Annotated in this window: 12 protein-coding genes; 8 read left to right on the top strand and 4 right to left on the bottom strand. The window is 67.0% G+C overall.

The genetic code is table 11. From position 1 onward, the window contains the following. Positions 1-10: 10 nt before the first annotated feature. A complete protein-coding gene (locus tag A5678_RS15865) occupies positions 11-1,225 on the bottom strand; it encodes a PPE family protein (RefSeq protein WP_068043966.1) in 1,215 nt (404 codons plus the stop codon). A 17-nt stretch (positions 1,226-1,242) separates the two neighbouring features. On the opposite strand from A5678_RS15865, the gene A5678_RS27180 reads away from it, so the two are divergent. From A5678_RS27180 to A5678_RS15885, 5 genes are all read left to right on the top strand, one after another. Then, positions 1,243-1,605 carry a hypothetical protein gene (locus A5678_RS27180; protein WP_156746930.1) on the top strand — a complete coding sequence of 121 codons (363 nt, stop codon included), beginning with the start codon at positions 1,243-1,245 and terminating at the stop codon, positions 1,603-1,605. Between the two features lie 328 nt (positions 1,606-1,933). Continuing rightward, complete coding sequence (locus tag A5678_RS15870; protein ID WP_068043968.1) at positions 1,934-2,611, top strand: TetR/AcrR family transcriptional regulator; 678 nt, start codon at positions 1,934-1,936, stop codon at positions 2,609-2,611. 130 nt (positions 2,612-2,741) lie between these two features. Beyond that, positions 2,742-3,443, top strand: coding sequence for a TetR/AcrR family transcriptional regulator (locus tag A5678_RS15875; protein ID WP_068043970.1), 702 nt, complete (start codon positions 2,742-2,744; stop codon positions 3,441-3,443). A 105-nt stretch (positions 3,444-3,548) separates the two neighbouring features. Continuing rightward, on the top strand, positions 3,549-5,546 hold the full coding sequence (locus A5678_RS15880; protein ID WP_068043972.1) for a hypothetical protein: 1,998 nt from the start codon (positions 3,549-3,551) through the stop codon (positions 5,544-5,546). 13 nt (positions 5,547-5,559) lie between these two features. Continuing rightward, complete coding sequence (locus tag A5678_RS15885) at positions 5,560-6,618, top strand: polysaccharide deacetylase family protein (protein WP_068043974.1); 1,059 nt, start codon at positions 5,560-5,562, stop codon at positions 6,616-6,618. Positions 6,619-6,622: 4 nt separating this feature from the next. On the opposite strand, the gene A5678_RS15890 is transcribed toward A5678_RS15885, so the two are convergent. From A5678_RS15890 to metG, 3 genes are all read right to left on the bottom strand, one after another. After that, positions 6,623-6,985 (bottom strand): PAS domain S-box protein, encoded by a 363-nt coding sequence (locus tag A5678_RS15890; protein WP_068043975.1) that lies wholly within the window; start codon positions 6,983-6,985, stop codon positions 6,623-6,625. A 185-nt stretch (positions 6,986-7,170) separates the two neighbouring features. Further along, entirely contained in the window at positions 7,171-7,761 is a 591-nt protein-coding gene (locus tag A5678_RS15895) for a TetR/AcrR family transcriptional regulator (RefSeq protein ID WP_068043977.1), read from the bottom strand. Positions 7,762-7,822: 61 nt separating this feature from the next. Further along, on the bottom strand, positions 7,823-9,364 hold the full coding sequence (metG, locus tag A5678_RS15900) for a methionine--tRNA ligase (protein ID WP_068043979.1): 1,542 nt from the start codon (positions 9,362-9,364) through the stop codon (positions 7,823-7,825). Between the two features lie 19 nt (positions 9,365-9,383). Here metG and A5678_RS15905 point away from each other — a divergent pair, with 19 nt between their 5' ends. The 3 genes from A5678_RS15905 to rsmA all read left to right on the top strand — a co-directional run bounded on the left by A5678_RS15905 (position 9,384) and on the right by rsmA (position 12,447). After that, positions 9,384-10,235 (top strand): TatD family hydrolase, encoded by an 852-nt coding sequence (locus A5678_RS15905; protein WP_068043981.1) that lies wholly within the window; start codon positions 9,384-9,386, stop codon positions 10,233-10,235. 167 nt (positions 10,236-10,402) lie between these two features. Further along, the gene (locus A5678_RS15910; RefSeq protein ID WP_197502158.1) at positions 10,403-11,530 is read left to right on the top strand and encodes a resuscitation-promoting factor; all 1,128 of its coding nucleotides are present in this window, start codon (positions 10,403-10,405) and stop codon (positions 11,528-11,530) included. Next, positions 11,494-12,447: a 16S rRNA (adenine(1518)-N(6)/adenine(1519)-N(6))-dimethyltransferase RsmA gene (rsmA, locus tag A5678_RS15915; protein WP_068043984.1), complete on the top strand. Its 954-nt coding sequence runs from the start codon at positions 11,494-11,496 to the stop codon at positions 12,445-12,447. The genes A5678_RS15910 and rsmA overlap by 37 nt, the downstream gene beginning before the upstream one ends. The last annotated feature ends 24 nt before the right edge of the window (positions 12,448-12,471 follow it).

Genomic DNA, 12,471 nt, shown 5'->3' on the forward strand with positions numbered 1-12,471 from the left:
ATGTGATGGCCTATGCGTATCCACCAGACGGCGGGCGTGTCATCACGGTCGGGATTACCCCGTACCGGGGCCCGAGGTTTTTGCCCGACGCGGCGGCCAGGCGCGGCAGCGACCCCATGATGCTGGGCGGCGTATTGGCGCCGGCGAGACTGATGGCCGGCAAAGCGGAAGCGGCGCTGTGCGCCGCCGGGATCACGCTGGTCCAACTGGCCGGCACCGCAAGCGGCCCCAGCGAGGCCGCGCTGCCCAGGCTGCCGATCACGCCGGATCCGAGCGAGCCGAGCGCCCCCGCGCCCGCGCTCGCCGCGCCCGCGGCCCCCGAGGCGGCAGCGCCCGCAGCGTTGGTGGCCGCCATCGCGCCGTTCGCCAAACCCTGCCCGGTCTGAGCCATCCCGAGGATGGACGACATTCCGTACAGCGGGGTCGCTGCGGCCATGAAATAGGTGGGGATGGCGCTGGGGACGCTGGACGCCAGGCTCGACATCAGCGATGAACTGGCCGAGTTGGTCACGGTCCCGACCGCGCTACCGGCACTTCCGCCGGCATCGGTGAGGGTGGCGACGCCGGCGGTCATCGGCGACGAAAGCCCGTGCAGGGCGTTGGGCACCGAGGACACCACGTTCGAGAGCGAAGTATGGGTCGCCGTCAACGTTTCGGCCTGGGCGAGGGCGTTGCTCTGGCAGGCCACACCCGCCGGGTTCGTGACGTCCGGCGGCGGACTGAACGGGGTCACCTCGCACGCGCCCGCCGAACCCGCGGCGTACGCATACATGGCCGCTGCGTCCTGCGCCCACATTTCGCCGTATTCGGCTTCGGTGGCCGCGATCGCCGCCGAGTTCTGGCCGAAGAAGTTGGTGGCGATCAGCGTTGCGAGCTGGACGCGGTTAGCGGCGACGGCCGGCGGGGGAACGGTCATCGCGAAAGCGGCTTCATAGATTTCGACGGCGAGCCGGGCTTGACCGGCCGCCTCGGCCGCCCGCGCGGCCGCGCCGGCGGTCCACGCCATGTAGGGGGCGAAGGCGGACGCCATCGCCAACGACGAGGGACCCATCCAGCGCCCGGTCGTCAGTCCCGCGATCACCGACCGGTAACAGGCTGCCGCTGAATGCAATTCGGCGGCCAAGCCGTCCCAGGCCACCGCGGCGGCCACCAGCGAGACCGGGCCGGGACCGGCGTACATCCGCCCGGAGTTGAACTCCGGGGGAAAGGCGCCGAAATCGAGCACGTCAGATCCTGCCCCGGGTGGCGGCCCGGCTCGCCGCAGGCGAACCCCCGCTGACCCGGGAAGGAAACGGATCGGCTTCGGCGGTGGGCACACCGTACTTCAACACCGGCATTCCACAGCTGAACATACTTAAAGTATGGAAGAATGCCATCCCGCTGGCGAAGAGTATTTCGCCTGCAGTCACGAAGGCACTTGGTCCCTTCCCTGGTGGTCCACCTGCTGACCCCGCCCGCGCGCGTGGCCTCGTGGTCACGACCGGCATCTGCTTCTCCTCACGCCTGCGGGTGGCCCAGGACCGGGCGTATTGGCTGCTCAAGCGCCTGAACCGCGGGTTTCGCCCGCTTCTGGCTACAAACTGGCAAACTGATAATAGCGTATAAAACATACTAATAGTTTGTAAAGGTAGTGTGATCCGCACTACAGGTATTTACGGGACCGTCAACCCGGTCGCTTGCGGCTGCTAATCTCGGAAGTGGCCCAAGTACTGCCCGGGGGTGGCCGGTCGGTTTCGCTTCAGACCGCCAAAGAACCGAGGTGTATGCCCTGCTCATCAACCTGATGGCGATCGACCAGGCTCGGGTCGCAGCCCGGGACAACGACGCTCGCGTTATCCGCCCCGACGTGAGAGGTCCCGGCATTCCTGCCGGGTTCACGCCTTCGCATCTGGGTGGCGTCTTCGCGGCCAAAGAGAGCTGAGCTGGCAATCCGATGACGACCCACTCGCCCGATGGACGCGCCGACGCGACGCGGCGACAGATCCTGCGGGCCGCTTCGCATCAGTTCGCGCGCCGGCCGTACCACGAGGTCGGTCTCGATGACATTCTGGCCGACGCGCAGCTGACCAAAGGCGCGATGTATTTCCACTTCAAGTCGAAACACGCCTTGGCCGTGGAACTCATCGACAAGCAGATCGCCGCGGCCACGGTCGCGGTGGAGGACCTGTTGACGAGGGGGCTTTCGGGGCTGGAAACCCTCATCGACTTCTCCTACCTGATCGCCGTTCAAGACATCACGACGGATCTGGTCAGGGCCGGCCTGAATTTGATCGAATCGGTCGGGCAGCCGGAAGGTCTGCAGGACACGTTGCTGAGCGGATGGGTGCAAGCCCTGTCCGGGGTGGTTCAGCAGGCCATCGACGAGGGCGACATCGGCGAGAACTGCGATCCCCACGACGTCGGCCGCCTGATGGTGTCCCTGCATATGGGGCTGCGGAAAACCAGCGATCTGGACGAGCCGGCGCGATTCCTGATCGACCTGGAGAAATGCTGGGTGCTCATCCTGGGCGGCATTCTGCAACCGGACCGGGCCGATTACTTCCGTCAATTCCTAAGGCGGCGTGCGGCGCTCGCCGTCAACGCCAGTTCTACCGAAGAAGGTTCGCCCTAAGGAAGTGAGGCCGGCCCAGACGGGACGCCCACCGTGGCGGCGGCTGCTAACCTTGGACGTCTTGGCGGTCGACGCGAGACCAGATCAACGAAGTCCTCGCATCCGTCGCGGATCGGGAGGTGCAGGGACTATGCCGCGCCAGGTCCGATCCGAAGCCACTCGACGCAAAATTCTCGATGCCGCGATCGAGGTGTTCGGCGAAGTCGGATACGCGGCCGCCGGGTGGGGAGCGATCATCGAGCGGACGGGGATGACCAAGGGCGCCCTGTATCACCACTTTGATTCGAAGGAATCGCTGGCGTCAGACATCCTCAGGGAAGGCTCCGACGCGCTTCTCACCGCTTTCCGGAACGTATGCGGATCGTCATCGCCGGGGCTGGAGAACCTATTGCACGGCGCCTTCACCATCGTCGAGGTGCTGAACTCGGACAAGATGGTTCGCACGGCCGAGCAATTGGCCTCTGCCCTAAGCGGATTGAATGAGGCCGCCGCCGGCTTCTATGCCGACCTGGCAGCGAAGATCGCCGAGGAGGCCAGGCGGGCGATCAGCGAGGGAGACCTCCGCAAGGACGTCGACCCCGAAGTGCTCTCCGAGTTCCTCGTCGGGGCCATGTTCGGAACACGGTTGGTGTCCAACGCGATAGCGCGCCATGGCGCGAACAGGGGCGTCGGCGTCGACATCGCCGGGCGCCTGCGTCAGGTCCTGGAACTCCTGCTACCCGGCACTGTCACGGAGGCGTCGCTCCCGTATTTTCGGCAATTCCTCGGTCGCGAAATGATGCGCCACGGCCCGGCCGTTGCCGCCCGCACCGACGCCGCCGCGGAGGTCTGATCGGCTGGCACCCCGCGCGCATGAGTTCGGGCCGGGTGTGCCGCACACTCTTTCGCGATCCTGAAGACAGTGATTCGGTAAGTGGGGCTTGACGCGCACCCAACGATGCATACTGTTCCGGTGATGTACCCGAGACGTCTGGGCAAAGCGGTTGCGCTGGCCGCTGTGGCTGGATTTTTGGTGATCAGCGCCCCGGCATCGTGGGGTGCGCCCGGCGACCCGGCTACGGCGGTCGACTCGCCGACCCTGTCGCTGACCGACATTGGGTCCGCCCCCACCCTGGAGTTCTGGGGTCTGACGAGCAGCCAGCAGCTGACCGTGCCCGTGCTGCACGGGCTGACACCGGCCGCGCTGAACACCACGGTCGAACTGCCGATCAACTTGCGGTCCGGGTTGCTCACCGTGACGCAGGGCGAGCGCACCATCGCGCGCCTGAATCTGCCCTCCGCCGACCAGACGCCGCTCGTCATTCCGCTGGCCGGGGCGGAAGTCAACGACAACTGGCTGACGGTGACGCTGCGTTCCTACCTGGTGCCGCTGGACGGGTACTGCCTGTACCCGGAGAGCCCGCTGCGCCTGACCAACGGGTCGATCACCTACACCGGGGTTGAACTGCCACCCACCACGGTGGCCCATTTCCTGCCGCCGGTGCTGCGGAAGCTTTCCATCTTCGTGCCGCCGTCGCCGTCGGCAAACGAGTCCGACACGGCGATCCAACTGGCCGCGTCCGCGGCCGCGCACTACGGCAGGCAGACCCCCGAGATATCCGTGACCCCATTGGCCGAAGGACAGGTGGCGCCCCCGACGCCGCCGCAGTCGCTGGAACGTCAGATCGTCGTCAAAGAGGGCCCCGACAACGGCCTTTCCCTACAGGGCGCCGCCGGTGTGCCCTGGCTGCTGATGTCGGGACCGCTCGGCCAGTCCGACGAATCGAACACGGCCGTGCTGTTCAACGACGTGTCGCAGCTGGCGTTGTCCTCCAAGGCGGCGGTGGAGCAACTGAAGCCAAGCCTGCCGCAGGTCGGCAATAGCGTCGCGCTGCGCGAACTGGGGCAGCCCGTCGTCAACGCCACGTCGCTGCAACCGCGAGTGTCGATCGGACTGGACCAGACCAAGTTCGGCAGATCGGTGCACGACGTGCGCGTGCATCTCCAGGGTTCCTACACCCCGACGCCGGGAAGTATCGCCGGCCAGATTGCGGTGACGATCGGCCCGGAGACCATCGACCACTGGCCGACCGACGGCCATGGCACCATCGACCGCTGGGTCGATGTGCCCGATCGACTCTTGCAGCGATACACCAGCCTTGACCTGGTCCTCGACGTCGCGGCCAACACCGGGCATTGCGGCGACTTCTACACCGCCGGGCCCGGCAACCAGCTCCTCACGTTGAACATCAACGGCGACAGCACGATACAGAGCAGTCCCGCCGCGCCACCGGTGCCGGACGGCTTTCAGTCGGTGCCGCAGTCATTGATGCCCCGGGTGCAGGTCGGCATCGAGCCGCACTCGTTGATCGACACCGTGCGCGCGATCAATCTGGTGGTGGGTCTGCAGCGGATAAGCTCCCTGCCGATCTACACCACGGTCACGAGCGTGCAACAGGCGATCGACTCGTCGGATCCCGCGATATTGATTTCCGCCGACGGGTGGAACCATTCCAATGTCGCGCTTCCCGTTTCGGCGGGGCCCAGCGGGCCGATCACCGTCAACGCCGTCCAGTCCGACGGTAAGCCCGCCAAGCTCGCGCTGGACCCGAATCTTCGGTTCGCCTCTCTCCAAACGGTTTTCAACCGGGGCCGGTCGCTGTTGGTGGCGACGTCCAACGGCGCGCCGGCGCAGCTCGACGAGCTGCTCCGGTGGCTCAACGGCGATAACAAGCGCTGGCAACGACTCAAAGGCGTCGCGGTGGTGTCCGCACCGGGAGCGCAGGACCCGGTGACCGTCGAGCGCCCGCCGATGGCCGGCCCGGCCGCTGGATCGCAGGGCCACTCAGACCTTGGCTGGCTGTGGTGGTTCGGCGCGGGCTGGATCGCCGTGGCCATCGTCGGCGCAGGGGTGATCGTGTGGCGCACCAGGCGCGAATCATGGCGTCGCCGTTAGCTTTTGGCGCTTGATGACACGGCTCAGGGACTGGGCGGCGCGCCCGGCCGTCAAGAACGTCGCGGCCGCCTTGCTTTGCGCCGCTGGGGTGCCGATGTTCGCGCGGCGGCGGCACCGCGACGCGCTCGCCATCGTGATGTTCCACGGAGTGGAGGACGAACCGCTGTCGCCGGTCTGCCGGCACGTGCTCGGCTCGGCGCTGTACCGCCGTCAATTGGAATACCTGCGTAGGCATTTCAGCGTTCTCCCGTTGGAGGAGGCGCTCGATCGGCTGGCCGAGGGCACATTGCCGCCGCGCGCGCTGGCGATCACGTTCGACGACGGCACCCGCAACCTCGCCACGCACGCCCTTCCATTGCTGCGCGAACTGGGACTGCCCGCGGCGGTGTTCCTGGCGACCGGGCCGATGGACAGCGGCGAAACCTTGTGGCCCGACCGGCTTTGGCTCGCGATCGCCCGCACCGCCGCGACCGAGATCGATCTTGCCGCACTGGGGCGCGGTGTTTGCTCGCTCGACGGCAGCGCCAACCGCGGCCGGGCATACGCCGCCGCGGTTGAGGGGTTGAAGGGGCTGGCCGACGCGGATCGCATCACCGCGCTGGAGGGGATGCTCGGTGCGCTGGGCTACCGCGACGACGATGGTCCGTTCCGGATGCTCACGTGGGACGAAGCGCGGGCCCTGGCCGGCGGCGGTCTGGTGACGCTGCATCCGCACTCGGTGACCCACCCGATCCTGGCCCGCTGCGACGACGACAAGGTCGAACGGGAGATCGTTGCTTCCTGCGCGGCACTCGAACGCGAGACCGGGTGTGCACCGACGATTTTCGCTTACCCCAACGGCCGCCCGCAAGATTTCGACGACCGGGCCAAGGACGTGCTGCGCGGCCGGGGCGTCCGCTGGGCGTTGTCCACCACGGCGGGCTTCGCGGATCGCCACTGCGACCCGCTGGCGTTGCCGCGACTGGCGATGGCGAGCGACGAGTCGTTCGGACACTTCCGGCTGATGGTCTCCGGCGGCCTGCCGCGCCGCTACCGGGGACGGCGCGAGACGGCCGTCGCGACCGGCCGCTGAAGGGCTAGCGGTCGTCTTGCCACAACTGTTCGGTCAGATCCTGGAAGGCCGCGAGCACGAATTGGTCGTCGGCTCGCATCGCCGCCGACTTGCTCATCAGCGCCCGCACGACCGAGCCGTCCTTATGCGCGAGTTCGACGACCATGTTCGCCAGGGAATGAACGACCGATAACAACGATTCCGAGGCCGGGGCTTGATGGAAGATCTGATGGAACTTCAGCGATAAGACCTCCTCGGGCTCGTAACCCATCATCTCGGCGAACGCGGCGTTGGAAAACAGGATGGCGCCGTCATGTTCGATGGCCAGCACGGGAATCGGGATCCGCTCGAGCACAACAAGTGCCGGCAGCTGTTTCAGGGTCGTCATCGGCGAATCTTCAGGTTGCCGATTACGTCGTCGCTCCACTGGCCGATTATGGCGCATAACATAGGCTATACACGAGGTCTTCGCCGAGATGAGCGCGCCGGACGTGGCGACTCTTCTTCCTTCCCACTCGATCGCGGTGGCCGCCGGGTCGCCTTGGCGACAGCTGTTACGGCGGTGTGACCGTTTCAGGTGGTTGGTGTGGTGGCGCCGCAGAGCCCGCTGATCAGCATCTCGACGCGGGCCGCATGCTGGTCGGGGCGCAACCGGCCGCTGCGGTCGAGGGTGACCAGGCCATGCAGGGCGGCCCACACGACCTCGGTCAGCGTGTCCGGGTCCCGCGCGCCCGCGACCATGTCGACGGCCGCCCGCAATTCGGCGAAGGCGGCGGTCAGCTCGGCCGGGGTGTCCGCGGCGGCGAACCGCAGCGTTGTCGTGCGGGTGAACATCGCATCGAACAGCGCGGGATTGTCACGGGCGAATCCGATGAACTCCTGGGCGACTCGGGAAAGGGCGTCCCGCCCGTCGGTCGCGCCGCCGCGCGCGGTGCGGAGCGCGTCCGCGAGTTCGCCGAATCCCTCGACGGCGACCGACGCCGCGATGTCTTCCATGCCCGAGAAGTGTTTGTAGAGCACCGGTTGGCTGTATTCGATCTCGGCGGACAGCCGACGGGTGGTGACGGCGTCCCAGCCCTCTTCCTCGGCCAGCTTGCGCGCCGTGGAAGTGATCAGTCGACGGCGGGCGGCCCGTTCGCGTGCCCGGCGGTCTTCGATGGCCATGCGCACATGTTAGCGTCGATATGAGCGCTAGCGTCGCTATTTGCACTTCTTCTCGCAAGCGTTAGTCGACTTGGTAGCGCGGGAAGACGCCGGTCGGCGCCGGTAGTGCCGTGCCGGGCGCCAGTCGTGTCCCGATGGCGTCGAAGGTGCGCTGCTCAGGCGTCTGGCCGAGCAGGTCGAGTAGCTTGCCCCCCGAACCGGGCATCACCGGCTGAATCAACAGCGCCGCAATGCGAACCGCTTCGCACGTGGTGTAAAGCACTGTCGCGAACCGCTTCTGGTCTGCTTCCGACTCACTCTTGCGCAACACCCACGGCTGCTGAGCCGAGAAGTATCTGTTGGCCGCGCCCAGCATGAGCCAGATTGCTTCCAGCGCCAGATGCATCGCCTGACTGTCGAACTCGGCGCGAACACGTTCGAGCAGGCCGTCGGCGAGCTCGAGCAGTTCGGTGTCGTCGGCGGTGAATTCGCCGGGGGTCGGCACCACTCCGTCCAGGTTCTTGGCCACCATGGACAGCGACCGTTGGGCCAGATTGCCCAACTCGTTGGCCAGGTCGGTGTTGATCCGGGTGATGATGGCGTCTTCGCTGTAGCTGCCGTCCTGCCCGAACGGGACCTCCCGCAGCAGGAAATAGCGGAGTTGGTCCACGCCGAAGGTATCGATCAGGGCAACCGGGTCAACGATGTTGCCCACCGACTTGCTCATCTTCTCGCCGCGGTTCAGCAGGAATCCGTGCGCGAAAACCCTTCGCGGCAACTCGATCCCGGCCGACATCAGAAACGCCGGCCAGTAGACGGTGTGGAACCGGATGATGTCCTTGCCGATCATGTGCAGATCGGCGGGCCAGTAGCGCCGGAACAATTCCGCCCCGGTGTCGGGGTACCCAACTCCGGTCAGGTAATTGGTCAGCGCGTCGACCCAGACATACATGACGTGGTCGGGATGATCGGGTACCTTCACCCCCCAGTCGAATGAGGTGCGCGAGATCGACAGGTCGCGCAGGCCGCCGGAGACGAAGCTGACCACTTCGTTGCGCCGCACCTCGGGCGCGATGAAATCCGGGTTGGCGCCATAGTGGGCCAGCAGTTTGTCGGCATACGCCGACAGCCGGAAGAAGTAGGTCTGCTCCTCGGTCCAGGTCACCGGCGTGCCGGTCTCGACGGCGACCCGGGTCCCGTCCACCAGGGCGGTCTCGGATTCGACGAAGAAACGCTCGTCGCGCACGGAGTACCAGCCGGAGTAGCTGTCCAAGTAGATGTCGCCCGCCGCGTCCATCCGCCGCCAGATCTCCTTGGAGGCTTCGTGGTGGTCGGCGTCCGTGGTCCGGATGAACCGGTCGAAGGAGATGTTCAGCTTCTCCTGCAGCCGCTGGAACACATCGGAGTTGCGCCGCGCCAGCTCGGCGGTCGGGAGGCCTTCCGCCGCCGCCGTCTCGACCATCTTGAGGCCGTGCTCGTCGGTGCCGGTCAGGAAGCGCACGTCGAAGCCGTCGAGTCGCTTGAACCGGGCGATGGCGTCGGTGGCGATGTATTCGTAGGCATGCCCGACGTGCGGATCGCCGTTGGGATACGTGATCGCGGTGGTGACATAGAAGGACCTCATCGAGAGTCCACCTTATTGTGTGCGCGTGAGCTCCAACCGACGAGAACGAGAAGCCCCACCCGCGCCGGAACGGCTGGCACCCCTGGTCGACGCCCACACCCACCTCGACGCCTGCGGTGCGCGGGACGCCGAGGACGTGCGCGCCATCGTCGACCGGGCCGCGGCGGTCGGGGTGGGGGCGGTGGTCACCGTCGCCGACGACCTGGACTCGGCGCGCTGGGTGACGCGGGCCGCCGAATGGGATCCGCGGGTATATGCCGCGGTGGCGCTGCATCCGACCCGCGCAGGCGCGCTGGACGACGACGCGCGGGCCGAGATCGAGCGACTCGTGGCGCACCCCAGGGTGGTGGCCGTCGGCGAGAGCGGCCTGGACCTGTACTGGCCCGGGCGCCTCGACGGCTGCGCGGACCCCAAGACGCAGCGGGAGGCCTTCGCCTGGCACATCGACCTCGCCAAACGGTGCGGCAAACCGCTGATGATCCACAACCGCGACGCCGACGCCGAGGTGCTGGACGTGCTGGCGGCCGAGGGCGCCCCCGACGCCGTGATCTTCCACTGCTTCTCGTCGGATGCCGCGATGGCCCGCCGTTGCGTGGACGCCGGATGGCTGCTCAGCCTGTCCGGGACCGCGAGCTTCCGCAACGCCCGCGACCTGCGGGAAGCCGTCCCGTTGGTACCGCTGGAGCAGCTTCTGGTGGAAACCGATGCGCCGTTCCTGACACCGCACCCCTACCGCGGGTCGCCGAACGAGCCGTACTGCCTTCCTTATACTGTGCGAGCGATCGCTGAACTGGTTGGTCGTCCGGCCGAAGAGCTGGCACAGGCCACCACGGACAACGCCCGGCGGGTCTATGGACTTGCTCACGGTTAACACGTAAGAACCTGGCGATTCCGTAAACAAACTCGCGCCGGAGTTGCTCAACATTGGCCGGTTCGTTACCGTCTTGTGATCGAAAGGGTAGGGCCTACGGGCCCTTATTTGTCGCTTGGTGCTGATTAGGTCGTTGGAGTGCTTGCTGTGGTCGGGATAGACGCGCGTTGACTGTATTAACAAAACTTCATCAGACCCCATCTCCGATGTTGCGGTTCGTTGTCGGAGGACTGCTAATAGTTCTGGCGTTCGCCGGCGGGTTCGCGGTCTCCGCGGTCAAGACGGTGACGCTGACCGTCGACGGAATCGCGATGCGGGTGACGACCATGAAGTCGCGGGTCATCGACATCGTCCAGGAGAACGGCTTCGCCGTCGACGAGCGCGACGACCTGTACCCCGCCGGAGACGTCAAGGTCCACGACGCCGCCAACATCGTGCTGCGGCGCAGCCGGCCGCTGCAGATCTCGCTGGACGGCCACGACACCAAGCAGGTGTGGACGACGGCATCGACCGTCGACGAGGCGCTGGCCCAGCTCGCCATGACGGACACCGCCCCCGCCGCGGCCTCCCGCGGTAGCCGGGTCCCGCTGGCGGGAATGGCGTTGCCCGTCGTCAGCGCGAAGACGGTCCGCATCAACGACGGCGGTGCGACCCGCACGGTCCACTTGCCGGCACCGAACGTCGGAGGGCTGCTCAGCGCCGCCGGCGCACCGCTCCTCGAGGGTGATCAGGCGATCCCCAACGCGTCGGCGCCCATCGTCGACGGCATGGAAATCCAGGTGACCCGTAACCGGATTCAGCGGGTCACCGAGCGGATGCCGTTGCCGCCGAACGCCCGTCGGGTCGAGGACCCGGACATGAACATGAGCCGCCAGGTGGTCGAAGACCCGGGCGCCCCGGGCACCCAGGACGTCACGTTCGCGGTGGCCACCGTCAACGGTGTCGAGACCGGCCGGTTGCCGATCGCCAACACCGTCATCACCCCGGCCCGTGAGGCCGTGGTGCGGGTGGGCACCCGGCCGGGCACCGATGTGCCGCCGGTGACCAACGGATCCATCTGGGACGCGATCGCGGGATGCGAAGCCGGCGGGAACTGGGCGATCAACACCGGCAACGGCTACTACGGCGGTGTGCAGTTCGACCAGGGCACCTGGGAGCGCAACGGCGGGCTGCGATTCGCTGCGCGCGCCGACCTCGCCACGCGCGAAGAGCAGATCGCCGTCGCCGAGGTGACCCGAGAGCGCCAGGGTTGGGGCGCGTGGCCGGTGTGCAGCGGAAGAGCTGGTGCCAACTGACCATCCGGCTGCTCGGTCGCACCGAGATCAGACGGCTTGCCAAAGAACTTGACTTTCGGCCACGGAAATCCCTTGGTCAAAACTTCGTCCACGACGCCAACACGGTCCGCCGGATCGTCTCGACTTCCGGAATAGGCCGTTCAGACCACGTTCTCGAGGTGGGCCCCGGACTGGGCTCACTCACGCTGGCCCTGCTCGACCGCGGCGCCATCGTCACCGCCGTCGAGATCGACCCGGTGCTGGCCGATCGGCTGCCACAAACCGTCGCCGAGCACTCGGGCAGCGAGATCCATCGGCTCACCGTGGTCAACCGCGACGTCCTGACCCTTCGGCGTGACGATTTGGCCGTTCAGCCCAACGCGGTCGTCGCCAACCTGCCTTACAACGTCGCGGTGCCCGCGATTTTGCATCTGCTCGCCGAATTCCCGTCCATTCAGACCGTGACCGTCATGGTGCAGGCGGAGGTGGCCGAACGTCTGGCCGCCGAACCGGGCGGCAAGGAATACGGCGTGCCCAGCGTCAAGGTCCGCTTCTTCGGGGCGGTTCGGCGGTGCGGCATGGTATCGCCGACGGTCTTCTGGCCGATTCCGCGCGTCTATTCCGGGCTGGTCCGCATCGACCGGTACGCCACCCCGCGGTGGCCCACCGACGATGCATTTCGGCGTCAGGTCTTTGAGCTGGTGGACATCGCCTTCGCGCAGCGGCGCAAGACGGCCCGCAACGCGTTCGCGGAGTGGGCCGGCTCGGGCAACGAGTCGGCGAACCGGCTGTTGGCCGCCAGCATCGACCCGGCCCGTCGCGGTGAGACGCTGTCCATCGAGGACTTCGTGCGGCTGTTGCGGCGATCGGCCGACCCGCCCGACACCACCGCCGCCGCCGGGCCGCCGGCGGCCGAACAGCAGCCTTCCCCGAGCTGACTGTGGTTTGTTCGGGGCGCCGCT

Source organism: Mycobacterium sp. E2733 (assembly GCF_001667585.1).
GTDB lineage: Bacteria > Actinomycetota > Actinomycetes > Mycobacteriales > Mycobacteriaceae > Mycobacterium.

Bases quoted from the DNA above. Each gene is read 5' to 3' on its own strand.
- A5678_RS15890 (WP_068043975.1), bottom strand. From the start codon at position 6,985: ATGACGACCCTGAAACAGCTGCCGGCACTTGTTGTGCTCGAGCGGATC.
- A5678_RS15895 (WP_068043977.1), bottom strand. From the start codon at position 7,761: ATGGCCATCGAAGACCGCCGGGCACGCGAACGGGCCGCCCGCCGTCGA.
- A5678_RS15880 (WP_068043972.1), top strand. From the start codon at position 3,549: ATGCATACTGTTCCGGTGATGTACCCGAGACGTCTGGGCAAAGCGGTT.
- metG (WP_068043979.1), bottom strand. From the start codon at position 9,364: ATGAGGTCCTTCTATGTCACCACCGCGATCACGTATCCCAACGGCGAT.
- A5678_RS15885 (WP_068043974.1), top strand. From the start codon at position 5,560: ATGACACGGCTCAGGGACTGGGCGGCGCGCCCGGCCGTCAAGAACGTC.
- A5678_RS15875 (WP_068043970.1), top strand. From the start codon at position 2,742: ATGCCGCGCCAGGTCCGATCCGAAGCCACTCGACGCAAAATTCTCGAT.
- A5678_RS15870 (WP_068043968.1), top strand. From the start codon at position 1,934: ATGACGACCCACTCGCCCGATGGACGCGCCGACGCGACGCGGCGACAG.